Annotated in this window: 15 protein-coding genes; 2 read left to right on the plus strand and 13 right to left on the minus strand. The window is 75.5% G+C overall.

The genetic code is table 11. The annotated features are described in order from the left end of the window. Positions 1-4 precede the first annotated feature (4 nt). Together ACF1ED_RS08970 and ACF1ED_RS08975 are read left to right on the plus strand one after the other, a co-directional pair. Positions 5-7840, plus strand: a complete 7836-nt coding sequence (locus ACF1ED_RS08970; RefSeq protein WP_391758092.1) for an amino acid adenylation domain-containing protein — start codon at positions 5-7, stop codon at positions 7838-7840. Then, on the plus strand, positions 7837-11709 hold the full coding sequence (locus ACF1ED_RS08975; protein ID WP_391758094.1) for an amino acid adenylation domain-containing protein: 3873 nt from the start codon (positions 7837-7839) through the stop codon (positions 11707-11709). Before ACF1ED_RS08970 ends, ACF1ED_RS08975 begins: the two co-directional genes overlap by 4 nt. A gap of 37 nt (positions 11710-11746) precedes the next feature. Here the strand turns inward: ACF1ED_RS08975 and ACF1ED_RS08980 are convergent, their stop codons facing one another. From ACF1ED_RS08980 to ACF1ED_RS09040, 13 genes are all read right to left on the minus strand, one after another. Continuing rightward, positions 11747-13075 carry a sulfate adenylyltransferase subunit 1 gene (locus tag ACF1ED_RS08980; RefSeq protein ID WP_391758096.1) on the minus strand — a complete coding sequence of 443 codons (1329 nt, stop codon included), beginning with the start codon at positions 13073-13075 and terminating at the stop codon, positions 11747-11749. A gap of 2 nt (positions 13076-13077) precedes the next feature. After that, complete coding sequence (gene cysD, locus ACF1ED_RS08985; protein WP_391758098.1) at positions 13078-14013, minus strand: sulfate adenylyltransferase subunit CysD; 936 nt, start codon at positions 14011-14013, stop codon at positions 13078-13080. Further along, positions 14010-14570: an adenylyl-sulfate kinase gene (gene cysC / locus ACF1ED_RS08990; RefSeq protein ID WP_391758100.1), complete on the minus strand. Its 561-nt coding sequence runs from the start codon at positions 14568-14570 to the stop codon at positions 14010-14012. The genes cysD and cysC overlap by 4 nt, the downstream gene beginning before the upstream one ends. After that, positions 14552-15562 (minus strand): LnmK family bifunctional acyltransferase/decarboxylase, encoded by a 1011-nt coding sequence (locus tag ACF1ED_RS08995; RefSeq protein ID WP_391758102.1) that lies wholly within the window; start codon positions 15560-15562, stop codon positions 14552-14554. Before ACF1ED_RS08995 ends, cysC begins: the two co-directional genes overlap by 19 nt. Then, positions 15559-16662 carry a histidinol-phosphate transaminase gene (locus ACF1ED_RS09000; protein WP_391758104.1) on the minus strand — a complete coding sequence of 368 codons (1104 nt, stop codon included), beginning with the start codon at positions 16660-16662 and terminating at the stop codon, positions 15559-15561. Before ACF1ED_RS09000 ends, ACF1ED_RS08995 begins: the two co-directional genes overlap by 4 nt. 69 nt (positions 16663-16731) lie before the next feature. Next, positions 16732-16962 (minus strand): acyl carrier protein, encoded by a 231-nt coding sequence (locus ACF1ED_RS09005; RefSeq protein ID WP_391758106.1) that lies wholly within the window; start codon positions 16960-16962, stop codon positions 16732-16734. A 54-nt stretch (positions 16963-17016) separates the two neighbouring features. After that, the gene (dmpG, locus tag ACF1ED_RS09010) at positions 17017-18054 is read right to left on the minus strand and encodes a 4-hydroxy-2-oxovalerate aldolase (RefSeq protein WP_391758108.1); all 1038 of its coding nucleotides are present in this window, start codon (positions 18052-18054) and stop codon (positions 17017-17019) included. After that, complete coding sequence (locus tag ACF1ED_RS09015) at positions 18051-18944, minus strand: acetaldehyde dehydrogenase (acetylating) (protein ID WP_391758110.1); 894 nt, start codon at positions 18942-18944, stop codon at positions 18051-18053. Before ACF1ED_RS09015 ends, dmpG begins: the two co-directional genes overlap by 4 nt. Before the next feature lie 54 nt (positions 18945-18998). Continuing rightward, the gene (locus tag ACF1ED_RS09020) at positions 18999-19763 is read right to left on the minus strand and encodes a 2-keto-4-pentenoate hydratase (RefSeq protein ID WP_391758112.1); all 765 of its coding nucleotides are present in this window, start codon (positions 19761-19763) and stop codon (positions 18999-19001) included. Between the two features lie 289 nt (positions 19764-20052). Then, positions 20053-21060, minus strand: coding sequence for a helix-turn-helix domain-containing protein (locus ACF1ED_RS09025; RefSeq protein ID WP_391758114.1), 1008 nt, complete (start codon positions 21058-21060; stop codon positions 20053-20055). An 83-nt stretch (positions 21061-21143) separates the two neighbouring features. Further along, positions 21144-21506, minus strand: coding sequence for a hydroxyisourate hydrolase (gene uraH / locus ACF1ED_RS09030; protein ID WP_391758115.1), 363 nt, complete (start codon positions 21504-21506; stop codon positions 21144-21146). 467 nt (positions 21507-21973) lie between these two features. Further along, the gene (locus tag ACF1ED_RS09035; RefSeq protein ID WP_391758117.1) at positions 21974-22291 is read right to left on the minus strand and encodes a hydroxyisourate hydrolase; all 318 of its coding nucleotides are present in this window, start codon (positions 22289-22291) and stop codon (positions 21974-21976) included. A gap of 78 nt (positions 22292-22369) precedes the next feature. After that, complete coding sequence (locus ACF1ED_RS09040) at positions 22370-25444, minus strand: BTAD domain-containing putative transcriptional regulator (RefSeq protein WP_391758119.1); 3075 nt, start codon at positions 25442-25444, stop codon at positions 22370-22372. Positions 25445-25481 lie beyond the last annotated feature (37 nt).

Here is a 25481-nt window from a genome sequence, read left to right on the forward strand (position 1 = left end):
CACCGTGATCCCCCTGTCGTTTTCGCAGCTGCGGTTCTGGTTCCAGGAAGAGCTGGACCGGGGCGGCGAGTCGCCCAACACTTCGATGGCGCTCCGGCTGACGGGCCGGCCGGACGCGGTCGCGATGCGCGAGGCGCTGCGGGACGTGGTGAGGCGGCACGAGAGCCTGCGCACCGTCTTCCCGGTCGCCGACGGCGTGCCCCGGCAGCGCGTCCTGGAGGAGGTCGCGGTCGAGCTGCCCGTGCGCCGGGTGGCGGAGCGGGACGTCGAGGCGGCGCTGGCCGGGGAGACCGGTCGCCGCTTCGACCTGGAGCGCGAACTCCCGCTGCGGGCCGTGCTGTTCGCCGTCGACTCCCCCGGCCACCACGTGCTGGCGATCACCGTGCACCACATCGCCATCGACGGCTGGTCGGTCGCGCCGTTCCTCCGCGACCTGTCCCGTGCCTACGCCGCGCGCCTCGGAGGACGGCCGCCGTCCTGGGACGAACTGCCCGTCCAGTACGTGGACTTCACGCTCTGGCAGCGCAAGGGGCTCGGCGCGCCCGACGACCCCGGCAGTCTCGCCGCCGAGCAACTGGCCCACTGGAAGCGGGCCCTCGCCGGCGCCCCGGCCGAACTCCCGCTGCCCACCGACCGTCCGCGCCGTACGACCGCCACCCACCGGGCCGGCAGCGTCGCCTTCCACCTGCCCGCCGACAGCGTCCGGCTGCTCTCCGGGCTCGCCCTGCGGCACGGCGCCAGCACCTTCATGGTCCTGCACGCCGCCTTCGCGGGCTTCCTCCGGCGGATCGGCGCCGGTACCGACGTCCTGGTCGGCAGCCCGGTCGCCGGACGCACCGACGTCGGCCTCGACGACCTCGTCGGCTGCTTCGTCAACACCGTCGTCGTCCGGACCGACGCCTCCGGCGACCCCGACTTCCACGAGCTGCTCCGGCGGACGCGCCACAGCGTCGTGGCCGCCCTCGACCACCAGGACGTGCCCTTCGAGCAGGTCGTGGAGGCCGTCAACCCCGCCCGCTCGGCGGACCGCCACCCGCTCTTCCGGGTCATGCTCAGCCTGCAGCACAACGCGGGCGCCGTCGTGGACCTCCCCGGTCTCGACGCCCGCCTGCTGGACTACACGCACCGGACGATCGTCTACGACCTGCTCCTCGACGTCACGGAGACCGACGGCGCGCTGGGCGGCGCGCTGGTCTACGCCCGCGACCTCTTCGACCACGCCACCGCCGAGCGTCTGGTCCGCGGCTTCACCTCCTTCCTGACCCAGGCGGTCGCCACGCCCGAACGGCCCGTCGGCCGGCACGAACTCCTCTCCCCCGCCGAACGGCACACGACGCTGGAGACGTGGAACGGCCCCGTCACCCCCCTCCCGGCGGACTCCGTGCCGGAGCTCTTCCGGCGCCGGGCGGCCGCCGCGCCCGACGTCACCGCGGTGGTGTGCGGCGGGACCCGGCTCACCTACGCGGAGCTGGACGCCCGCGCGGACCGGCTCGCCCGCCGGCTGCGGCGGCGGGGCGCGGGGCCGGAACGGCTGGTCGCCGTGGCCGTGGACCGCTCGGCCGACCTGGTCGTCGCCCTGCTCGCGGTCCTGCGGACGGGGGCCGCCTACCTGCCCCTGGACCCGCGCAACCCGGACGACCGGCAGCGCGCGCTCCTGGACGACGCGCGGCCCTGCCTGGTCCTGGCGGACGCGTCCACGGAGGAGCGGGCCGGGGCCCTCGCGGGTGGGCCGCACGGCCTGCCGCTCGTCCTGGCGGAGGAGCCCGTCCCGGCCGGCCCCGACCGGGACGCGGGGGCGGCGGACCCGGACGCCCGGCCGGAGATCACCGGCGACCGGGCCGCGTACGCGATGTACACCTCCGGCTCCACCGGCCGCCCCAAGGGCGTCCTGGTCACCCACCGGAACGTCGTCGCCCTCGCCTCCGACCCCTGCTGGGCCGGGGACGGCGGCCACGCCCGGGTGCTCGCCCACTCGCCGCACTCCTTCGACGCGTCCACGTACGAGCTGTGGGTGCCGCTGCTGCGCGGGGGCACGGTCGTGATGGTGCCGCCCGGCGACTCCTCGCCGCGCGCCCTGGAGCGGGCGGTCGCCGAGGGGGAGGCGACCAGCGCGTTCCTCACCACCGCGCTCTTCAACCTGCTGGTCGCGGAGGGCAGCCCGGCGCTCGGCCGGCTCCGGCACGTCTGGACCGGAGGCGAGCAGCCGTCGGCCGGGGCGGTGCGGCGGATGCTGACGGACCACCCCGGCACGGTGCTGACCCACGTGTATGGGCCGACCGAGAACACGACGTTCACCACCTTCGGCCGCCCGGCCCCGGCCCGGAGCACGGGCGCGGACGCGCCGTCCGGCGCCGGCCCGGAGGCGTACGGAGGCAGGCCGCCGATCGGCCGGCCGATGGCGAACACCCGGGTGTACGTGCTCGACGAACGGCTCCGACCGGTGCCGGTCGGGGTGCCGGGCGAGCTGTACCTGGCGGGCGCCGGTCTGGCCCGCGGCTACCTCGGCCGCCCGGGCCTCACCGCGGGGAGCTTCGTCGCCGACCCGTACGGCGGACCCGGCGGCCGCATGTACCGCACCGGCGACCTCGTCCGCTGGACCGCCGGGGGCGAACTCGACTTCCTGGCCCGCGTCGACGACCAGGTCAAGATCCGGGGCTTCCGCGTCGAACCCCGCGAGGTCGAGGCCGCCCTGGAGCGCCACCCGGCCGTCGCCCGGGCCGCCGTCCTCGTCCGGGAGGACCGGCCGGGCGAGCGCGACCTCGTCGCCTACGTCGTCCCCGCCCCGGACCTCGGCGGCGACCCCGCGCCGGGGATCGCCGACCACGCCCGGCGGACCCTGCCCGACTACATGGTCCCCGCCGTCGTCGTGCTCCCCGGCGGGCTGCCGCTCACGCCCAACGGCAAGCTGGACCGGGCGGCGCTGCCCGCCCCCGGGCGCGGCGGCGGCTCCCGCCCGCCGCGGACGCCCGCCGAGCGGCTGGTGTGCGGGCTGTTCGCCGAGGTCCTCGGGGTGCCGGAGGTGGGTGCCGACGACGACTTCTTCGCGCTCGGCGGCCACTCCCTGCTGGCCGTCCGGCTGGTGAACCGGCTGCGCGAGGTGCTGGACGACGGGATCACCGCACGGGCGGTCTTCGCGTCGCCGACGCCCGCCGGACTCGCCGCGCGCGGCGGTACCGGGCGCTCCGGGCGCGGCCCGCTGCGGCGCCGGCCGCGCGGCGACGTCCTGCCGCCGTCCTTCTCCCAACTGCGGTTCTGGGCACAGGGCGAGCTGGCGGAGGGCGCCGCCGCGCACACCGTCACGACCGCCCTGCGGCTGACGGGTCCGCTGGACGCCGGGGCGCTGTCGGCGGCGCTGGGGGACGTGGTGGCGCGGCACGAGAGCCTGCGCACCGTCTTCCCCGTCACCGACGGGGCGCCGCGCCAACTGGTCCTGGACTCCGAAGCGTTCGAGCTGCCGGTGCGGCGGGCGGCAGGGCCGGACGTCGAGGCGGCGGTGCCGGCGGCGTCGGAGCGCGCCTTCGACCTGGCGCGGGAGAGACCGGTGCGGGCGGAGCTCTTCGCCCGCGGCCCCGAGGACCACGTCCTGGCGGTCACCTTCCACCACATCGCCTTCGACGGCTGGTCCGCCGCGCCCTTCCTGCGCGACCTCTCCTCGGCCTACGCCGCCCGGCTGCGCGGACACGCGCCCGCTTTCCCGGAACTTCCGGTGCAGTACGCCGACTTCACGCTGTGGCAGCGCGAGGGCCTGGGGGACACGGCCGCCCCGGACGGCGTCTTCGCCCGTCAGCTCGCCCACTGGGAGGGCGTGCTGGCCGGCGCCCCCGACGAGCTTCCGCTTCCGCTCGACCGGCCGCGCCCCGCCACCGCGACCCACCGCGCGGGCACGGTGCCCTTCCGGCTCGCCCCGGCCGACCACGCGCGGCTGACCGCCCTGGCGCGGAAGCACGGCGCGAGCGTGTTCATGGTGCTGCACGCCGCCCTGGCGGGTCTGCTGCGGCGGCTGGGCGCCGGGACGGACGTCCTGGTCGGCAGCCCGGTCGCCGGACGCACCGACAGCGCTCTCGACGACCTGGTCGGCTGCTTCGTGAACACCGTGGTGGTGCGGACCGACGTCTCCGGGGACCCGGACTTCGGCACCCTGCTCGACCGGGCCCGCGCCTCGGTGCTCGCCGCGCTGGAGCACCAGGACGTGCCCTTCGAGCAGGTCGTGGACGCCGTCGCCCCCACGCGGACGGCGGCCCGGCACCCGCTCTTCCAGGTCATGCTGAGTCTGCAGAACAACGCGGCGGGCGCGCCGGCGCTGCCCGGCCTCCACGTCGAGGCGCTGCGCCTCGGCCGCTACCGGTCCGTCCCCTTCGACCTGCTCCTCGACCTGACCGAGTCCGGCGGGGGCCTGGAGGGCAGCCTGGTCTACGCCCTCGACCTCTTCGACCGCGCCACCGCCGAGCGGCTCGCCGCGTGCTTCGCCCGTTTCCTCGCCGACGCGACGGCCCGTCCGGCCCGTCCGGTGCGGGAGCTGGAGCTGCTGTCCCCGGCCGAGCGGCACACCGTGCTCACGGAGTGGAGCGGATCGGCGGCCGGTGCGCGGACGCCGGCCGGCACCGTGCCGGAGTGGTTCCGCGAGCGGGCCGCCCGGACGCCCGGCGCGGTCGCCGTGCTCCAGGGGGCGCGGCGGATCACGTACGGGGAGCTGGACGCCCGGGTGGAGCGGCTGGCCCGGCACCTGCGGCGGCTCGGCGCCGGGCCGGAACGGCTGGTCGCCGTGGCGATGGACCGCACGCCCGACCTCCTGGTCGCGCTCCTCGCCGTGCACCGGACCGGCGCCGGGTACCTCCCGGTCGACCCGCACCACCCCGGGGACCGGGTGGCCCTGGTGCTGGAGGAGGCCGCGCCGCTCCTGGTGCTCTCCGACCGGGCCACCCGGGAGGCGCTCGGCACCGACGCCTGGCAGGCGCTGGACGACCCCGGCTTCGCCGCCGCCCTCGCCGCCGAAGCCGCCGCCGACGCCGGAACCGACGGCCCGTCACCGTACGGGACGGTCCCGGCGGACGCCACGGCGTACGTCCTCTACACCTCCGGTTCGACGGGCCGGCCGAAGGGGGTCGCGGTCAGCCACGGCAACCTCGCCCATCTGCTGGCCGCCCTGCGGGACCGGCTGCCGCTGGGCCCCGCCGACCGGCTGCTCGCCGTGACGACCGTCGCCTTCGACATCGCCCACCTGGAGCTCCTGCTGCCGCTGCTCGGCGGCGCGGCGGTCGTCCTCGCCTCTCCCGACGAGGTGCGCGAGCCGCGCGCCCTCGGCCGGCTCGTCGCCCGGCACGGGGTCACCGCCGTCCAGGCGACGCCGTCGCTGTGGTCGGGTCTGGTGGCCGAGGTGCCCGAGGCGGTCCGGGGGCTGCGGGTCCTCGTCGGCGGCGAGGCCCTGCCCCCCGCCCTCGCCGGGGACCTCACCGCCCTGGCATCGGAGGTCACCAACGTGTACGGGCCGACGGAGACGACCATCTGGTCCCTCGCGGCCCCGATCGGCGCGCGCGAGGCGGAGCGTCCGCCGCTCGGCTCTCCGCTGGGCGGCACCCGGGTGTACGTCCTGGACGAGGCGCTGCGGCCGGTGCCCGTCGGCGTGCCGGGCGAGCTGTACCTCGGGGGTCCGGGCGTGGCCCGGGGCTACCTCGACCGGCCGGGGCTGACCGCCGAACGGTTCGTCGCCGATCCGTACGGGCCGCCCGGCGGCCGTCTGTACCGCACCGGCGACCTGGTCCGGTGGACCGCCGGCGGCGGGCTCGGCTTCCTCGGGCGCACCGACGACCAGGTGAAGCTGCGCGGCTTCCGCATCGAGCCCCGTGAGGTCGAGGCGGCCCTGGACCGGCACCCGCAGGTCGCCCGCAGTGCCGTGGTGGTGCGCGAGGACCGGCCGGGCGAGCGCCGGCTCGTCGCGTACGCGGTGCCCGTCCGGGGCGCCGCCGGGGGCGACGGCCTGGTGTCCGCCCTGTCCGCGTGGGCGCGGCAGGCGCTGCCCTCGTACATGGTGCCCGCCGTCGTCGTGCTCCCCGGCGGGCTGCCGCTCACGCCCCACGGCAAGCTCGACCGGTCCGCCCTGCCCGCCCCGCACGCCGCCTCTCCCCCGGGGGCGGCCCGGGAGCCGGAGACCCCCGTCGAGAAGCTCCTGTGCGAGCTCTTCGCGGCCGTCCTCGGGCGGGCCGAAGTCGGCGTGGAGGACGACTTCTTCGCGCTCGGCGGCGACAGCATCGTGTCGATCCGGCTGGTGTCCCGGGCCCGCTCGCGCGGTCTGTCGCTCTCCACGAAGGACGTCTTCCGCCACCGGACGGTCGCCGCGCTCGCCCTCCACGCGAAGGTGCGGGCCCCGGCGGGCGCGCCGCGGTCCGCGACGGCGGCACCGGCGCGGTCCGCGGCGGGGGCGCCCGAGCGGGCCGGGGCGGGGGCGCCCGAGCGGGCCGGGGCGGGGGCGCCCGAGCGGGCCGGGGCGGGGGCGCCCGAGCGGGCCGGGGTGCCGCTCACCCCGATCCTCCACTGGCAGCGCGAGCGGGGCGGGCCGGTCGACGGCTTCCACCAGTCCGTGCTCGTCAGGACCCCGGCGGAGCTGTCCCCGGAGCGTCTGCGCGCGCTGCTCCAGGCGCTGCTGGACCGGCACGACGCCCTGCGGACGCGGCTGACGCGCGGGCCGGCGTGGCGCCTCGACGTCCTGCCGCGCGGGACGGTCGACGCGGCCGGGCTGCTCGTGCGGGTCGACGCGGCCGGGCTCGCGGCCGGAGACCTCGCGGAGCGGGTGCGGGCCGAGGCGGACGCGGCGTGGCGGCGGCTGGCGCCCGGCGAGGGGCACATGGTCCAGGCGGTGTGGTTCGACGCGGGGGCCGGCCGGCCCGGCCGGCTGCTCCTGATGGTCAACCACCTCGTCGTGGACGGCGTGTCGTGGCGGATCCTCCTGGAGGACCTGGGCACCGGGGTCGCCCCCCGGGCCGGGGGGCCGGACGCCGCGCCCGTGTCGTTCGCCGACTGGGGCCGCCGGCTGGCGGCGGAGGCTCCCGGCCGGGTGTCCGAACTCCCCTTCTGGCGCGGGCTCCTGGAGGGGGCGGGCGAGCTCGTCGCCGGTGCGGGGCTGGTGGCCGCGCGGGACGTCGAGGGGGCGAAGCGCACCGTCACCCGGGTCCTGTCCGCCGACCGGACGGAGCCGCTGCTGACCCGCGTGCCCGCCCGGCTGGGCGTCGGGGTGAACGCGGTGCTGCTCGGCGCGCTGAGCACGGCGGCGGGACGGTGGCGCACGGAGCCCGGCGGCGGGGCGCCGTTCCTCGTGGACGTGGAGGGGCACGGCCGTGAGGAGATCGCGGGCGGCCTCGACCTGTCGGCGACCGTCGGCTGGTTCACCAGCATGTTCCCGGTGCGGCTCCCCGGACGGCCGGACGACCCGGAGGGCACCGTGCGGGCGGTCGGCGACCAGCTGGGGAGCATGCCGGACAAGGGGCTGGGCTTCGGGCTGCTGCGCCACCTCCATCCGGAGACCGCGCCCGTGCTCGGGGCGCTGCCCCGGGCGCAGGTCCTCTTCAACTACCTGGGCCGCTTCGACCGGCCGGACGACACGGACTGGGGCCTGGTGCCGGAGGACGGCGCGGTCGGCGGGGGCGGCGACCCCGGGATGCCGCTGACGCACCTCCTGGAGGTGTCGGCGATCGTCCACGACCGAGGCGCCCGGCCGGAGCTCCACGTCACCTGGGCGTACCCGGAGGCCCTGCTGGAGCGGGCCCGGGTGGAGGCGCTGGCCGACGCCTGGTGCACGGCCCTGGAGACCCTGACCACATCCACCGCAGAGCCGGGAGGGACGCCGTGACCGCATCACACCCCGCGTACGAGCACTCCGAGGAGGGGACGTCGAGACCGTCGCCGCTCCAGGAGGGGCTGTTCTTCCACACGGCGTTCGACACGGACGGCCAGGACGTCTACACCATCCAGCTGGCCCTGGACTTCGAGGGGCCGGTCGACCCCGGTCTGCTGCGCGAGGTCTGCCGGACGCTGACGGACCGGCACGACAGCCTGCGGTCCGGGTTCCGCACGGACGCGTCCGGCGCGCCCGTGCGGTTCGTACGGACCCGGGCGGAGCCGGCCTGGCGGACGGCGGACCTCACCGGGACGCCGCCCGGCGACCGGGAGGGCGGGGCCGCGCGGCTCGCCGGTGAGGAGCGGCGGCGCTTCGACCCCGCCCGGCCGCCGCTGATCCGCTTCCTGCTGATCCGTCTGGACACCGCCCGGTGGCGCTTCGTCCTGACGAACCACCACATCATCCTGGACGGCTGGTCCACGTCGATCCTCCTCGACGAGCTGTTCCTGCTGTACGGCGCGGGGGGCGGGTCCGCCGGGGCGTGCCCGCTGCCGCCCGCCCCCTCGTACACCTCCTACCTGGACTGGCTCGGCACGAGGGACCCGGAGTGGTCCCGGCGGGCCTGGGCCGGGGCGCTGGCCGGGATCGAGGGGCCGACGCTGGTGGCGCCGCGGGCGCGGGGCACGGACACGGTGGTGCCCGAGCGGGTGCTCCGCACGCTGCCGGCCGCGCGCACCGCCGCGCTGGCCGCCCGGGCCCGGGAGGCGGGGGTCACGCTCGGCACGGTGACGCAGGTGGCCTGGGGGCTGGTACTGCGGCAGCTGACCGGGCGGGGCGACGTGGTGTTCGGGATGACGGTGTCGGGGCGGGCCGCCGACGTCGACGGCGTCGAGTCGATGGTCGGGCTGCTCATCAACACCGTGCCGGCCCGGGTGCGGATCGACCCCCGGGACACCCTGCTCGACCTGATGGAGCGGGTCCAGGACGAGCAGCTCGACCTGATGGAGCACCACCACGTCGGGCTGACGGAGATCCAGCGGCAGGCCGGGGCCGGGGCGCTGTTCGACACCACGGCCGTCCTCGACAACTATCCGATGGGCGCGGGCGAGCGCCGGCTCGGCGAGGCGCTGCTCGTCGGCGTGACGGGCTTCGACGCCACCCACTACCCGCTCTCCCTGATCTGCACGCCGGCCGAGGAGCTGGGCCTGCGGATCGACTTCCGGCCGGATCTGCTCGGGCGGGCGGCGGCGGAGGGGATCGCCGACCGGCTGGTGCGGGTCCTGGAGGCGGTCGCCGACGATCCGCACCGCACGGCCGGGAACCTGCCGGGCCTGTCGGAGGCCGAGCGCCGGCTGGTCCTGGAGGAGTGGAACGCCACCGGCCGCCCGGTGGCGCCGGCCACGCTGCCCGCCCTGATCGAGGCGCGGGCCGCGCGGGTCCCGCACCGGACGGCCCTGACGTACCGGGGGCGGGACCTCGGGTACGGGGAGCTGAACCGCCGGGCGAACCGGCTGGCGAGGGTGCTGATCGCCGAGGGCGCGGGCCCGGAGGCCCGGGTGGCCCTGGCGCTGCCGAGGACGCCGGACACGGTGGTCGCCCTGCTCGCCGTCCTGAAGACCGGGGCCGCCTACGTGCCGGTCGACGTGCGCTATCCGGCCGACCGGGTGGCGCGGATGCTCGGCGACGCGCGGCCCCTGCTGGCGGTGGTCACCGAAGCGACCAGGGGCGTGCTGCCGGAGGGGACGGCCGCGGTCGTCCTGGACGACCCGGCCGTGGTGCGGCGGGCCGCCGGGCAGGAGGAGGGGAACGTCGTGGACGCGGAGCGGCCCGGGCCGCTCCTCCCCCGGCACCCCGCCTACGTCATCTACACCTCGGGCACCACCGGCGTCCCCAAGGGGGTGGTGGTGGAGCACGCGAACGCCGTCAACTTCGTGGCGGTGGTCGAGGAGCACTTCGGCGCCGACGGCATGGCGCGGGTCCTGGCGTCGACCTCGCTCAGCTTCGACGTGTCGGTCTTCGAGATCGTCGCGACCCTGGCGCTGGGCGGGCACCTGGAGCTGGTCGACGACCTGTTCGCGCTGCTGGAGCGGGACGGCTGGGAGGGGAGCCTGGTCAGCGGCGTGCCGTCGGCGGTGGCGGGCATGGCGGCGGGCGACGCCCTCGACGTGACGGCCCGGCACGTGGTGCTCGGCGGGGAGGCGGTGCCGCGCGCCCTGCTGCGCGAGCTGCGGGAGCGTGTGCCGGGCTGCGCGGTCACCAACATCTACGGGCCCACCGAGGCGACCACCTACTCGACGTGGTGGCGCGGCGGCGCGGAGGAGCCCGACGGCGATCCGCCGATCGGCCGGCCGGTGCCCAACGCCCGGGTGTACGTGCTGGACCCGTGGCTCCGGCCGGTGCCGGTGGGGCTGCCGGGCGAGCTGTACATCGCCGGTGCCGGGGTGGGCCGCGGCTACCTGGACCGGCCCGTGCCGACCTCGGAACGGTTCGTGGCCTGCCCGTTCGGGCCGCCCGGCGGCCGGATGTACCGCACGGGCGACCAGGCGCGGTGGCGGGCGGACGGTGAGCTGGAGTACCTGGGCCGGCTCGACGGCCAGGTGAAGGTCCGGGGCTTCCGGATCGAACTCGGCGACGTGGAGGCCGCCCTGCTGCGGCACGAGGACGTGGCGCGGGCCGTCGCGGTGGTGCGGGAGGACCGCGAGGGCGACCGCAGGCTGGTCGCGTACGTGCTGGGGTCCGGGTCCGGGACGCCGGTGGACGGGGCGGAGCTGCGGCGCTTCGCCCGGGCCGTGCTGCCGGAGCACATGGTGCCGTCGGCGGTGGTGCGGCTGGAGCGGTTCCCGCTGATGCCGAACGGCAAGCTGGACCGGGCGGCGCTGCCGGCGCCCGCGTACGGCACCGCCGTCCGGCGGGCGGCGGCGCACGCGCGGGAGGAGCCGCTGTGCGCGCTGTTCGCCGAGGTGCTCGGGGTGGAGCGGGTCGGCCCGGACGACGGCTTCTTCGACCTGGGCGGGCACTCGCTGCTGGCGACCCGGCTGGTGAGCCGGGTGCGGGCGGTCCTGGGCACCGCGCTGACCGTCCGCGCCCTGTTCGAGGCGCCGACCCCGGCGGCCCTCGCGCGCCGGCTCGACGGCGGCGGCGACGGCTCCGGCCTGGACGTGCTGCTGCCGCTGCGGACGGGAGGCCGGGGCGCGCCGCTGTTCGCGGTGCACGCGGCGAGCGGACTCGCCTGGCCGTACGCCCGGCTGCTGCCGCACCTGGATCCGGAGGTGCCGCTGTACGGGCTGCAGGCGCCGAGCCTCGCCGACCCTGAGGGCGGCGCGCGCAAGCCGGAGGAGCTGGTGCGGGAGTACGCGCGGCGGATCCGGGAGGTGTGGCCGGAGGGGCCGTACCGGCTGCTCGGCTGGTCGGTCGGCGGCACCCTCGCCCACGGGGTGGCCGCGGAGCTGGTGGAGACGGGGCACGCCGTGGAGTTCGTGGCGCTGCTGGACGCGTACCCGGCGCCCGAGGAGGGGCTGCCCGGCTGGGAGGAGACGCACCGGCACGTGGCCGCGTCGGCCGGGTTCGCCGGGGACGGGACGCCGCCGGAGCAGATCGCGCTGCTCGGGGAGCGGGCGGTGGAGGGGGCCCGGCTCGCGGTGCGGTCGGCGGTGGACGCGCTGCGGGCCGTCCCGGCGCGCTCGCGCGGGGTGGACGTGCTGCACTTCCGCGCCGCGTCGGACGCCCCGGCCGCCGCTCCGGAGGCCTGGCGGGCGTACGGCGGGCGGCTGACGGCCGTGGACGTGGCGTGCGGCCACTACGGGATGCTGGACCCCGCTCCGCTCGCCGTGATCGGCGCGGTGCTGACGGCCAGGATCGCGGAAGGCGCGGAAGGCCGTTGAGCCGGGGGGCCGGAGGACGCTCCTCCGGCCCCGGGGCTCAGAAGTCCCAGCCGGCGTCGGCGGCGGTGTCCCCGGCCGGTTCGGGGGCGGCGAAGGACGCGCCGACCATGCCCGCGGTCAGGGTGGTGCCGTCGGCGGGGTCGATCAGGATGAACGAGCCGGTGCGGCGCGATTCGGCGTAGGCGTCGACGGGCAGCGGCTCGGCGGTGCGGATCCTGACGCGGCCGATGTCGTTGGCGACGAGCCGCCCGGAGTGGGGCCGCAGGGACAGGTCGTCGAGGGCGAGCCGGGCGGGGATGGCCTCGACGATGGCCTTGACGGTGCGGGTGCCGTGCTTGAGCAGGACGCGGTCCCCGGCGGCGAGCGCCCGGTCGGCGACGTGGCAGACCGTCGCGTCGATGGTCGGGGTGGTCGCCGGGGCGTCCGCCGTCGGCACGATCAGGTCCCCGCGCGAGACGTCGAGGTCGTCCTCCAGGAGGACGGTCACCGACTGGCCGGTCCGCGCGGAGTCGACCGGCCTGCCGAGCAGGTCGATGCCGGCGATCCTCGTCGTGCGGCCGGACGGCAGGACCGTGACCGGCTCGCCGACCTGGAGCACGCCGGCGGCGATCCGGCCGGCGTAGCCGCGGTAGTCGGGGTGTTCGGCGGTCTGCGGGCGGATGACGTACTGGACGGGGAGCCGGGCCCTGCCGCCGGCCGGGTCGGGGCCGACGGGCACCGACTCCACGTGCTCCAGCACCGTCGGGCCGCTGTACCAGTCCATGACCGCCGAGGGCTCCACCACGTTGTCCCCGTTCAGGGCGGAGATCGGGATCGCGGTGACCTCGGGGATCCCCAGGTCGGCCGCGTGCGCCGAGAACTCGGCCACGATCGTGGCGAACACCGCCTCGCGGTGGCCGACCAGGTCCATCTTGTTGACCGCCAGGACGACGTGCGGGACGCGGAGCAGGGCGGCGATGGCGGCGTGCCGGCGGGTCTGCTCGACGACGCCGTTGCGGGCGTCGACCAGGATCACGGTCAGCTGGGCGGTGGAGGCGCCGGTGACCATGTTGCGGGTGTACTGCACGTGCCCGGGGGTGTCGGCCAGGATGAACCGCCGCTTCGGGGTGGCGAAGTAGCGGTAGGCGACGTCGATCGTGATGCCCTGTTCGCGTTCGGCGCGCAGGCCGTCGGTGAGCAGGGCGAGGTCGGGCGCCGGGCGGCCCCGGACGGCGGAGGCCCGCTCCACGGCCTCCAGCTGGTCGGCGAGGACCGACTTGGAGTCGTGCAGGAGGCGGCCGACGAGGGTGGACTTGCCGTCGTCGACGGAGCCCGCGGTGGCGAACCGCAGGAGGGTGGGGGCCGGGAGTTCGGTGGTCCTGGTCATGCTCAGAAGTACCCCTCGCGCTTGCGGTCCTCCATGGAGGCCTCGGAGAGCTTGTCGTCGGCGCGGGTGGCGCCCCGCTCGGTCAGCCGGGACGTGGTGATCTCCGCGATCACCTGGTCCAGGGTCACCGCGTCGGAGTCGACGGCGCCGGTGCAGGACATGTCGCCCACGGTGCGGTAGCGGACGCGCCGCTTCTCGACGGTCTCGCCGTCCTCCGGGTCGCCCCACGCGCCCACGGGCAGCCACATCCCGGAGCGCCGGAAGACCTCGCGCTCGTGGGCGAAGTAGATGCCGGGCAGTTCGATGCCCTCGCGGGCGATGTACTGCCAGACGTCCAGCTCGGTCCAGTCGGAGAGCGGGAAGACGCGGACGTGCTCGCCGGGGGCGTGCCGGCCGTTGTACAGCTGCCACAGCTCGGGGCGCTGGCGGCGCGGGTCCCACTGCGAGAAGCGGTCGCGGAGGCTGAACACCCGTTCCTTGGCGCGGGCCTTCTCCTCGTCGCGCCGGCCGCCGCCGAGGACCGCGTCGAAGCGTTCCGACCGGATGGTGTCGGTCAGCGGCAGCGTCTGCAGCGGGTTGCGGGTGCCGTCGGGGCGCTCCTTGAGGACCCCGCGGTCGATGTAGTCCTGCACGGACGCGACGTGGAGGCGCAGCCCGTGCGCGGCCACGGCGCGGTCGCGGTACTCCAGGACCTCGGGGAAGTTGTGCCCGGTGTCCACGTGGAGCAGTGCGAAGGGCACGGGGGCGGGGGCGAAGGCCTTCAGCGCCAGGTGGAGCATGACGATGGAGTCCTTGCCGCCGGAGAAGAGGATCACCGGCCGTTCGAACTCCCCCGCCACCTCGCGGAGGATGTGCACCGCCTCCGACTCCAACACGTCCGCGTGGGTCGGTGTGTACGGGTCGTCGGTCCGTACGGACCGTTGCGTCGCGGTCGTCATGCCAGCCCCTTCTCCCGCAGCAGCGCGACCAGCGATCGCGCCGACTCCGCCCTGCTCTGCTCGTGCGCCGGGAGCCGCAGGTCCGGTGCGGCCGGCGGCTCGTACGGATCGTCCACTCCGGTCAGTCCGGAGAGCTCGCCGCGCGCCTGCCGGGCGTACAGGCCCTTCACGTCCCGGGTGGCGCACACCTCGACCGGCGTCGCCACGTGCACCTCGACGTAGGGGGTGCCGGCGGCGGCGTGCCGTTCGCGCACCGCCCGGCGGGCGTCGGCGTACGGCGCGATGACGGGGACCAGCACGGTCACGCCGTGGGAGGCGAGGAGCTGGGCGACGTAGCCGACGCGGGCGACGTTGGCGTCCCGGTCCTCGCGGGAGAAGCCGAGGTCGGCCGTGAGGTGGGCGCGCAGTTCGTCGCCGTCCAGGACGTGCACCCGGCGTCCGGCGGAGCGGAGCGCGGCGGCCGCGCCGCGCGCGACGGTGGTCTTGCCCGCGCTGGGCAGGCCGGTCAGCCACACCGTCGCGCCGGGGGCGCCGCCGCTCACGTGGTCGCCGGCCATGCGGTCCGCCCGGGGCCGGTCGCGGTCTCGATCGCGGTGACGGCGATCAGCTGCCCGGTGGCCGCGTCGCGCAGGGCCATGTCGGCGACCTCGGTCCCCGGCGCCCCGGTGCGGATCCAGCGGCGGACGGTGACCGTGAAGACGGTGCCGGGGTCGGCGTTGCCGAAGTAGCCGATCTTCTGGTCGAGCACCTTGCGCCGCAGGAACTCCTCGTCGGTCCGTCCCAGCGAGCGCCACAGGCGCAGCAGCATGGTGTCGAAGACGGCGAAGTACGAGGCGAAGTACATGAGTCCGGCGCCGTTGAGGTCGCGGACCACGTCGAGGGCGTACGGGAAGGTCCGGGGCGGTCCGTCCTCGTGGAAGCCGGGGGGACCGTCGGGGTGGAAGCTTCCGGTGGCCCGGGCGCGGCCGACGAGGGACCGGGGGGAGTGGGCGTTGGGCAGCGCCGGCAGGTCCTGGTAGGCGAAGCCGGGCGGTGTGACCTGGGCGAGGCCCTGGTTGCTGCCGGCGGTGGTGCGGGCGATCCAGCGGTTGAAGTTCTCGGCGTAGAGGCAGTCCGGGTGCGGGTCGGCGTACACCTCCTCCGGGTCCAGCGGTCCGTCGGGGAGGTCCAGTCCCGCGGGGGCGAGCCGGTGCAGGGTGATGACCGACTGGCTGCCGAACCGGAAGGCCCGGGAGTCGACCCGGAGTTCGTCGCCGAAGGTGAGTCCGTGCGGGTGGACGACGTCGCCGCCGCGCACGTGGAAGTAGTAGAAGGAGAGGTAGGCGGGGGCCCCGTCGGCGGTGCGGGCCGCGTGGACGTTGATCCGGCACGACTCGCTCACCACCTCCCAGGTCCAGTCCCCGATGCGGCCGAAGACCAGGGAGCCGCCGCTGCACATGCCCGGGGCGACGACCACGTGGCGGGAGGGCCCCGTGGTCTCCGTGGCCGGGACGCCGGGGGCGGGGGCGGGGGCGGGGGCGGGGGCGGGGGCGGGGTGCACGGTGGTCATGCCCGCGCCTCCCGTCCCGCCGGGGGCGTCCGCTCCGGGGAGCGCCACGCGTCCGCCGCGGCGAGGAACTGGTCGTCGTCCTCGGGGGAGCCGATCGACACGCGGACGCCCACGCCCGGGAAGGCCCGGACGGCGACGTCCCGGTCCGCGCACCACGCGCCGAAGGCGGCGGCGTCCCCGTCGAGGCGCAGCCAGAGGAAGTTGGCCTGGCTGTCCGGGACCTCCCAGCCGGCGCGCAGCAGGGCGTCGCGGACGCGGACGCGTTCGGCGACGGTGGCGTCGACCCGCCGCAGCAGCTGGTCCTCCAGGCCGAGGGCGGCGACGGCCGCCCGCTGGGCGACGCTGTTCACCGCGTAGGGCAGGGCCGCCTTGCGCAGGCCCTCGACGACGCGGGGGTCGCCCACCAGGTATCCGGTCCGCAGTCCGGCCAGTCCGTACGCCTTCGAGAAGGTGCGCAGCACGACGAGGTTCGGGTGGTCGGCGCACAGCGGCAGCGCGCTCGCCGCCGCCGGTCCGCGGACGTACTCGTGGTACGCCTCGTCCACCGCGACCAGGCAGGTCGGCGGCACCGAGCCGAGGAACTTCCGCAGCTCCTCGGGGCCGACGACCGTGCCGGTCGGGTTGTTGGGGTTGCACACGACGACGAGCCGGGTCCGGTCGGTGATCCGGTCGGCCATGGCCGCGAGGTCGTGGGTCTCGCCGGTGAGCGGCACCCGGACGGACTCCACGCCGGCCAGGGCGGCGAGCGTGGGGTAGACCTCGAAGGACGGCCAGGCGTGAACGGCTTCGGCGCCGGGGTCGGCGACCGCCTGGAACAGGGTCTGCAGGAGGGCGACGGAGCCGGCGCCGACCGCGATCCGGTCCTCCGTGACGCCGTGGGCGCGGGCGAGGGCGCGGACCAGTTCCCCGCAGCCGGGGTCCGGGTAGCGGTTCACCGTGGCGCCCGCCCCGGCGACCGCCTCGACGATGCCGGGGAGGGGGGTGTGCGGCGACTCGTTCGCCGACAGCGGGCGGGGGCGCGCGGCCGGGTCGTGGACGCCGGCGGAGGGTCGGTAGGAGGCGACGGTCTCCAGGACCGCGCGCAGGGGTGGAGAGGTCATGGGGACTCCCGATGGAGGGGGCGCCGCCGCGCCCGGTCGTGCGGGCGGCGCCGGGATCGACGGTGGGGCTCAGCCCCCGGGGCGCCGTTCGGCCATCAGACGGGCCACGTCGGCGAGGGTTCCGGCGTCCAGCAGTTCGTAGTCGTGGACCTCGATGCCGAGCCGCTCGTTCAGCGCGGTGGCGAGTTCCAGCACCGCCAGGGAGTCGAGCCCGACCTCCTCGCGGGTGGCGGTGGGCGCGACGTCCTCCTCGCGCACCTGCAGGTCTGCGACCAGGATGTCCTTCAGTTCGTCGTACACGGCTGCTCCTCCCCCGTTGTCCTCGCCCGGCGGAGAGCCGCGGGGCCGCTGCTCTCACGCACCTCGTGCCGCCTTCAGGCCGAGGGCCACCTCGACGATCAGGTCCTCCTGGCCCGCGACGGCCTGCCGCCTGCCCAGTTCGAAGAAGACGTCGCGCGGGTCGACGTCCTCGCGCCGCGCGATGTCCAGGACCCGGTTCTTGAACCCGGAGAACACGCCGGCCAGGCCGCTGACGACGCTCAGCGAGTCGATGGCGGGCGGGGCCGGCATGAGCTCGCGCTCGGCGAGGTCGGCGGCGTCCAGGAGTCCGTACAGGTCGATCCCGGTGGTGAAGCCCATCCGTTCCAGCACCGGCACCAGGACCTCCAGCTGGGTGTTCCCCGCGCCCGCCCCGAATCCGCGGGCGCAGGCGTCGAGGATGTCCGCGCCCGCCTCCACGGCGGCGACCGAGTTGGCGACCGCCATGCCGAGGTTGTTGTGGGCGTGGAACATCACCGGGACGTCGACGGCCTCCCGCATGGCGGCGACGCGTTCCGTGACGTCGGCCGGGAGGTAGTGGCCGGAGGAGTCCATGATGCCGACGGCGTTCGCGCCGAACTCCACCAGCCGGGCGCACTCGCGGGCCAGCCGTTCGGGCGTGGCCATGTGGCTCATCAGGAGCACGGCCTGGGCTTCGACGCCCTGTTCGCGGAGGAAGCCCAGGTGTCGTTCGGCGAGGTCTCCCTCGGTGCAGTGGGTGCCGATCCTGACCACGTCCACCTGGTGGGCGATGGCCCGCTCCAGGTCCGCTGTGGTGCCCCAGCCGGGCAGCATGAAGACGGCCATCCTGCTGTCGCGCAGGGCCTCGCGGACGATCGACAGCATCTCGTCGTCGCCGAGCCGGGCCTGCCCGACCTGGAGGGAGGAGGCCCCCAGGCCGTTGCCGTGCCCGATCTCGACCACGGGGACGCCGGCGGCGTCCGCCGCGCTCGCGTAGGCCCGCAGCTGTCCGCCGTCCAGCTGGTGGCGGACGGCGTGGTGGCCGTCGCGGAGGGACGCGTCGTAAAGGAGTACCCGCTTCCCGGGGCCGCCGGGCGAAGCTGCTGCGCTCATGACGTCTCCGTACCGGTGCGCGCCGGGCCGGCCGCCGCGCACTGCTCGGCGATGTGGACCGCGGCGGAGTTGATGATGTCGAGGTTGCCGGCGTAGCGGGGGATGCGTCCGCCGGAGGAGGTGACCTCGGCGGCGACGAACACCTTGCCCTCCTCCACGACGCAGGCGGTGATCCGGTAGCCCCGGACGAAGGAGCGCACCCGCTCGGCGGCGGCCGTCACGGCCGCGGACACCGAGGCGGCGGCGAATCCCTCGCCGAGCACGGACATGGCGACCCGGAAGGTGGCCGGCGGTCTGGCCGGGCTGATGTTGAGGATGGCCTTGACGTCCTTGACTCCGGTGAAGTCGCGGACGGCGTCCTGGGTGGTCTCGACGTACTCGTCGAGGTTGAGCCGGGTGGAGCGTCCGACGCTGGGGCTGGCGGCCGTCGTGACGACCTCGACGTACTCGACCCGGTGTGCCTGGGTGAGCGCGTGCAGGATCGGTATCGACGCCTGGCCGCCGCAGCTGATCATGTTGATGTCGTCGCAGTGGAGGACCTCGGCGCCGTTCACGCTCGGGATCACCATCCGGCCGACCTTGCTCGGCGTCAGGTCCACGAGCTTCACGCCGGCCCGGCGCAGGCGCTCCGCGTGCTCGGCGTGGGCCATGGCGTTGGTCGCGTCGAAGACGACGGCGAACGGTTCCGGGGCGTCCAGGAGGGACTCGACACCGCGCGTTCCGATGGGAAGGCCGAGGTCGGCCGCCTGCCGCAGGCCCGGCGTGTTCTCGTCGCGTCCCACGACCATGCGGCAGTCGAGGAACTCCGAACGCATGATCTTCTCTGCCAGATCGACGCCGATGAGGCCGGCGCCGAGGACGGCCACGGGCAGGCGCCCGGTTCGCTTCATGGCTGCATCGCCCTTCCCTCTCTACAGGTTCTCGCCTTGGGGAGCGCCGGTGGCCTACGCGTCGCCCACGTGAAGAGTGACGGTGCCCAGCCGGTCGAACTCGGCCACGAAACGGTCGCCGGGGCACATCGCGACCGCGGCGTGGAGGGCGCCCGTCATGATCAGCTGTCCCGCTTCGAGCGTCACTCCGTGCTCGCCGAGGACGTTGGCCAGCCACGCGACCACCGCGACCGGGTCGCCCAGCGCGGCGGCGCCGGCTCCGGTCGCGACGAGCTCGCCGTTGCGGGAGAAGGCCATGCCGATGAGGCGGGTGTCGCGGTCCTCGGGCAGGGCGGCCGGCGGGCCGAGCACCACCGCGCCGTTCGACGCGAGGTCGGCGACGGTGTCCGCGAGCCGGATCCGCCAGTCCTCGATCCGGGAGTCGACGATCTCCAGGCCCGCCATCACCTCGGCGATCGCCTCCCGGGCCTCGTCCAGGGTGACCCCGGGGCCCCGGAGGGGGCTGCCGAGCCGGAAGACGATCTCCGCCTCGACCTTGGGCGCGATGAACGCGCCGCCCGGTGTGGTGGCTCCGTTCCCGTACACGGTCGACCCGAGGACCGGCCCGTAGTCCGGGGTGTCGACGCCGAACAGCTCCTGCATCGGGGCGGAGGTGAGCCCCGCCTTGTAGCCGACGACGCGGTCGCCGGCCCCGGTCAGCATCGCGACGAGTTCGCGCTGGACGGCGTACCCGTCGTGCACGTCCAGCGCCGGGTTCCCGTCGGTGAAGGGAGGAATGGGGCGGCCCGTCGCACGCGCCTCGTACAGTGCCTTGGCCATGACTCTGGCGTCGTCCACCGAGATGTTCACGCTGCTCCTGTCAGAACACATCGCGCCTGCCCTTGTGGGGCCCGTCGGTGATCTCTTCGCGGACCGTCCCGCGTCCCGGCGCGGCGGTGCCCTCCGGACCGGCGGAGCGGATCCGGGCGAGGGGGCACGGCCGCGAAGTCCCGCTGTCCGCCCCCTCGTTGCGCGTCTCACGGTAGCCACGAAGTGACCACCGCAGAAGTGTTCGCCTCCTGTCTCTGGGAACGGAGGCCCCGCGGCCGGTCCGCCCGCGGGAGGGGGCTCACCGGACCGCCCGCCAGGACCCGTCCACCGGGTCGGTCCGCTGGAGTCCGGCGGCCAGCCGCTCCCACTCCCTGGCGTAGTGGCTCACCACCTCGGTGAGGGCCCCGGCGCAGTGCGGCGGGACGGCGGCCAGCAGCTGTTCGCCCGCCGCCAGCCCGTGGGCCTGGCCGTTGAGCCAGCGCAGCAGGGCGCGGCCGCTGTCCGTGAAGCGGAGGGAGGGGTCGTTGGCCAGGACGTCCATGGCCCGCACCCGGAGGCGCGCGGTGCCCCGCCCGGTGGCGTCCGCCGGGAGCGGGCGGGGCGCGGCGGCGGGGCACCGGGGCGCCGCCGCGACCACGAGCGGGGCGAGGCGGACGGGGTCCTCGCGCGCGGCCGGGTCCGGCCCGTCCGTGTCGGGCACCGGCGCGCAGGAGCGCAGTTCCTGCCGCAGGCGGTGGGCGGTGCTGACGGAGACGCCGGCCTCCTGGGCCACTTCGCGCAGGGTCGCCCGGGGCCGCTCCGCCAGCAGCGAGCGGGCCCTCGCCCGGCGCTCCGGCATGTCGGCGGGGCGCACCCTGCCGTCCCTGCCCACGCGGGGGAGGGCGGGGTTCGACTGAGGAGATTCCTCAGTCGAACGTCTCCCCCGTACGACCCCTACCGTCTTCGGCGACACCCCGGCGACGGCGGCGATGGCCCGGTCCGACCAGTGGGGGTGGGTGGTGAGGATGCGCAGGACCGCCGCCCTGCGGTCCTGCGGGGTCAGGGGGAGGCCGTGGGCGGCGTTGGCCCGCACCGACCGGATGAACAGGTCGGCGACCGGTCCGTCGACGTAGCGGACGGTGATGCGGGGTTCCCCGCGCAGGACCGTGGCCCGGAGCCGGTGCATGCCGTCGACGACCCGGCCCGTGTCCCGGTGCACGAGGATCGGTTCGAACGCGGTGCCGCTTTCCGCGAGTGCCTGTGCGTGGCCCTCGCTGAGCCCCGAGAGGCGCGGCGAGTCCGCCGGCAGCAGGGACGCGACGGGCACGGTGTGAAGCGTGGACTGCGATGCGTCCGACAACTGTTCCATCCCTTCTGCTTGCGCGGGGAAGAGGGGACCGCCGGGCGGCCTCACGCCTGTTCGGCTGCCGCCGGCCTGGGGGCGGGCCCCCGGTAGGTGGTGTACGAGAACGGGCTGAGCAGCAGCGGAACGTGCAGGTGGCCGGGGTCGCCCGGGTAGCGCAGCGAGACGACGACCTCCGGGTAGAGGCTGTCGAGGGCCCGCTCGGCGAAGTACGCGCCGGTCTCGAAGACGAGCCGGTAGGTGCCGCGCGGCAGCGTCCCGCCGGACAGCGAGCCGATCGTGCCGGTGCCGTCGGTGCGCGACCGGGCCACGGCGGCCCAGGCCCCCTGTTCCCGGGCGTGCAGCGTGACGGCCAGGTCCGCGACCGGGCAGCCGTTGGTGGAGTCGATGACCCGAACCGAGATGCTCATCCGCCGTCGCCTTCCCGGCGGCCCGGTCGGGTCGCCGTCCGCTCTTCCCCTGCCATCAACACCGCGTCACTTCCTGCGTCGTCCGTACGTGAGGGCGTTCCCGCTCGCCGGCGGGGGACGGCCCCGGTCGGGGACCGGTCCCGGTCGGGGTCAGCCCCAGATGGTGTCGTCCGCGGTCCAGACGCCCGCGAAACCGGCCAGGGTGCACAGCAGAGCGAACATGGTGATCTCCCTTGTGGAAACTCGTGACCCGGAGGCCGGGTGGACGTCTCCAGTCTCGCGAGGCCCCTTTTCGTCCTCCTACCGGAACGCTAAGTACTCGCTAAGCGCCGGGAGTCGAGGGAGCCCCGCCCTCGTGGGGCGGTGGGGGGAGGCGGGGAAGGGATCGCCTTCGCGCGACCGCGCCGCCCTCGGGGATCGGCCCTGGGCGGGGTCGCCTGTCGTCGTGCTTCGGCGTTCCGCCGCGGCTAGGAGCCGACGGCGCACACCGCGTATCCGTGGGGGGCGATGACGATCGGGATCTCCCGGTCCGTCTCCCACTCGGTGAACACGACCACGATGTGACTGTAGAACGGCCGCATCCCGAGCGTCGTGAAATACCGGTCGGTCTCCAGGACCAGCCGGAACGGCCCGGGGGCGTCCTCCGGCCGGGGCGGGCGGTCCAGCCGCCCGTCGCTGCCGGTCAGCCCCTGCCACACGGTCTGCCACGCGTCCAGGCGCGGCCTTTCGATGCGGACCGGCAGCCCGTCGACGGGCCGCCCGTTGGTTCCATCAGAGACACACACTCCCAGTTTCACGTGACACCGGCCCCATCGATTGCGTCCTTGGTGGGCGGGACACCGGATGCGTCCCGTCCGCGGGCCTCAGCCCGCACCCGCCCGTGCGTAGGCGGCCTCGTCGTCGGGGCCGGGGCCGGAGCCGGGGGCCGCGCCGACCTCGCTCATCAGGCGCAGCGTCTGTTCCCGCCACCGGGTGGCCCGCATCCGCTCGAAGATCTCCAGGGCGGCGGCGAAGTGCTCCCGCGCGCACGCGTGGTCGCCCCGGTCCGCGGCCACCTCGCCGAGCGAGAGGCGGATCCGGCCGATGGCGAGGTACTCGTGGGCCCGGGTGGCGATCCCCATGGCCTGCTCCAGCATCTCGTAGGCCGCGCCGTGGTTCCCCTGGCGCCACCGCACGATCGCGAGTCCGCGCAGCACGTAGCACTCCCCCACCGGGTCGCCGACCGAGCGGACGGTCTCCAGCGCCCGGGTGAAGACGTACTCGGCCTCGGTGACCTCGCCGATCTGCAGGTGGGCCTCGCCGAGGCGGCACAGGATCTGCGCGCGCACCCGCCGGTTGCCCGAGCGCTCGACCGCCGCGAGGCCGTCGGCCATGACGCGCTTGCCCTCGGCTGTCAGGCCGCGGTCCAGGTGGATCTGCGCCATGTTGCTCAGGACGTGCGCCTCGGCGGTGGAGTCGTTCACCTCGCGGAGCATGACGAGCGCCTTCTCGTATCCCGCCATCGCCTCGTCGAGGCGGCCCTGGATCCGGTCGACGAAGGCGAGGTTGCGCAGGGCGAGGCCTTCGCCGTGGAGGTCGCCGACCCGCCGGAACAGTTCGCCGGCGAGCCCCAGCCGGCCGTGGGCCTCGTCCAGTTCGTACTGGAACATGTGCAGGGTGCCGAGGGAGTACAGCATCGCCGCCCGGCCGCGCCGGTTGTCGTTGTGCTGGGTGACCGCGAGCGCGATCTCGTGCGTGGCGCGCCAGTCGTCGAAGTAGCCGTACATCTCGAAGAGCGTGACGAGGGTGAGCGCCAGGTCCCAGCACAGTTCGTCGAGGCCCGCGCCGGCGGCCTGCCGGACGGCCGTGATCAGGCTGGCCCGCTCGTCCTCGAACCACTGGAGCGGGTCGGCGAGTTCCCGGTCGATGACCGGCTGGTCGAGCGGCAGGCGGGGGGCCTGACCGTGGATCAGCGTGTGGTCCCCGCCGTACGCCCTCCGGTGCGCCTCCTCCACCAGGAACAGCCAGGTGCTGAGCACCCGGCCGAGCACGGCGGTCCGCTCGGCGGTGGTCTCGTGCTCGGCCAGGCACTCCTGGGAGTAGACCCGCACCAGGTCGTGCAGGCGGTAGCGGGGGCGGCTGCCCTTCACCACCTCGACGTCGACGAGCTGGGCGTCCACCAGGAACTCCAGGGTGTCCTCGGCCTCCGTCGCGGCGACGTCGAGCAGCGGGGCCGCGACCCAGCCGGCGAACTCCGCGGCCTCCAGCATGGACAGCCGCCGGAAGAGGCGCTGCGCCTCGGGGGGCAGCCCCTGGTAGGCCATGGCCAGGCCGGCCCGGACGCCGACCCCGCCGTGGGTCAGCTCGTCCAGCCGCTGGCGTTCGTCACCGAGCCTGGCCACCATCTTGCTGAGCGGCCAGTGCGGCCGGGCGGCCAGCCGGGCGGCCACGATCCGCAGGGCCAGGGCGAGGTTGCCGCACTGCTTGATCAGCAGCAGGGCACTGGACATCTCGCTGTGGATGCGCTCGGCGCCGAGGATCCGGCTGAGGAGCTGCAGCGCCTGCTCGGTGGAGAACACGTCGATCTGGACGGAGCTCGTGCCCTCCAGGCCGGCCAGCCGGGACCGGCTCGTGATGAGGACCGGGCAGTTGGAGGATCCGGGTAACAGCCAGCGCACCTGCTCCTCGTCGATGGCGTCGTCGAGGACGATGAGCATGCGCCGGTCGGCGACCAGGTTGCGGAAGAGTTCCGCCCTTTCCTCGATGCTCGACGGCACGGCCGGTCCCGGTATCCCCAGGCTGCGCAGGAAGCGTTCCAGGATGCGGGTCGGCAGGATCGGCTGGGCCGAGGGTCCGCGCAGCTTGGCGAACATCTGGCCGTCGGGGAAACGATTCGCCAACGAATGCCCGAGGTGGACCGCGAGGGTGGTCTTGCCGACTCCCCCCTTGCCGGTGATCGCCACGATCCGCAGGGCGTAGGACGTCTCCGCGGCCTCTTCCAGCCCTGCTCTGAGCCGGGCGAGCAGCTCGTCGCGGCCGGTGAAGTCGGCGATGGCGCCGGGCAGCAGCCGGGGCACCGCCGGCGGTTCGACGAAGGCGGCGGCCGGCGCCTCCGGAGCGGGCGCCGGCTCGGGCACGGGCTGGGGTACGGGGGCGGGCGCCGGTGACGCGGCGGGGGCAGCGGCCGGGGCGGCCTGCGGCGGCGTCGCGCCCTCCAGCCGGCCGGCCAGGATCGCCTCCTGGATCCGGCGCAGCTCCTCCCCCGGCTCGATGCCGAGTTCGTCGACCAGCTCGCGCCGGCCGCGCCGGTAGACCTCCAGCGCCTCGGCCTGACGGCCCGACCGGGACAGCGCCACCATCAGCTGGCCGCGGAGCCGTTCCCGCAGCGGGTTCTGCATGACCAGGTCGATGAGCCTCGCCACGAGCTGCTGGTGCAGGCCGAGGGCCAGCCGGGCCTCCACCCACTGCTCGACGACGGTCAGCCGCTGCTCGTCCAGCCGCGCGGCCGGTGCCTGGAGCGCCGTGCTGGTGATGCCGCCGCCGAAGCACGTGGATCCGCGCCAGAGCCCGAGCGCCGTCTCGAAGGCGGCGGCCGCCTCGTCGAAGCGGCCCTCCTCGGCGGCGGCGCGTCCGGCCGCGGCGGCCCGCTCGAAGACCTGGAGGTCCAGTTCGTCGTCCCCGACCTCGGCGAGGTAGCCGGGCGACCTGGTCAGGATGACCTCGTCCAGACCGACCTTCGCCATGCTGGCGCGGACCATGGAGACGCAGATCTGGATCTGGGCACGCGCGGTGGGCGGCGGGGAGGCGCCCCAGACCGCGTCGACCAGCCGGTCCGTCGGCACGATCCGGTTGGGCTCCAGGAGCAGCACCGCCAGGACGACGCGCTGACGCTCGGCGGTGATCAGCGCCGGGCCACCGGGACCGGCCACTTCCAACGGCCCGAGTAAACGAAAGCGCATGACCGTCCTTCACATCCGCGACACAGTTCCCGCCGGT

It is taken from the genome of Streptomyces sp. NPDC014656 (assembly GCF_043084305.1).
Classification (GTDB): Bacteria; Actinomycetota; Actinomycetes; order Streptomycetales; family Streptomycetaceae; genus Streptomyces.

Bases quoted from the DNA above. Each gene is read 5' to 3' on its own strand.
- ACF1ED_RS08980 (WP_391758096.1), bottom strand. From the start codon at position 13,075: ATGACCAGGACCACCGAACTCCCGGCCCCCACCCTCCTGCGGTTCGCC.
- cysD (WP_391758098.1), bottom strand. From the start codon at position 14,013: ATGACGACCGCGACGCAACGGTCCGTACGGACCGACGACCCGTACACA.
- cysC (WP_391758100.1), bottom strand. From the start codon at position 14,570: ATGGCCGGCGACCACGTGAGCGGCGGCGCCCCCGGCGCGACGGTGTGG.
- ACF1ED_RS08995 (WP_391758102.1), bottom strand. From the start codon at position 15,562: ATGACCACCGTGCACCCCGCCCCCGCCCCCGCCCCCGCCCCCGCCCCC.
- ACF1ED_RS09000 (WP_391758104.1), bottom strand. From the start codon at position 16,662: ATGACCTCTCCACCCCTGCGCGCGGTCCTGGAGACCGTCGCCTCCTAC.
- dmpG (WP_391758108.1), bottom strand. From the start codon at position 18,054: ATGAGCGCAGCAGCTTCGCCCGGCGGCCCCGGGAAGCGGGTACTCCTT.
- ACF1ED_RS09015 (WP_391758110.1), bottom strand. From the start codon at position 18,944: ATGAAGCGAACCGGGCGCCTGCCCGTGGCCGTCCTCGGCGCCGGCCTC.
- ACF1ED_RS09020 (WP_391758112.1), bottom strand. From the start codon at position 19,763: ATGGCCAAGGCACTGTACGAGGCGCGTGCGACGGGCCGCCCCATTCCT.
- uraH (WP_391758115.1), bottom strand. From the start codon at position 21,506: ATGAGCATCTCGGTTCGGGTCATCGACTCCACCAACGGCTGCCCGGTC.
- ACF1ED_RS09040 (WP_391758119.1), bottom strand. From the start codon at position 25,444: ATGCGCTTTCGTTTACTCGGGCCGTTGGAAGTGGCCGGTCCCGGTGGC.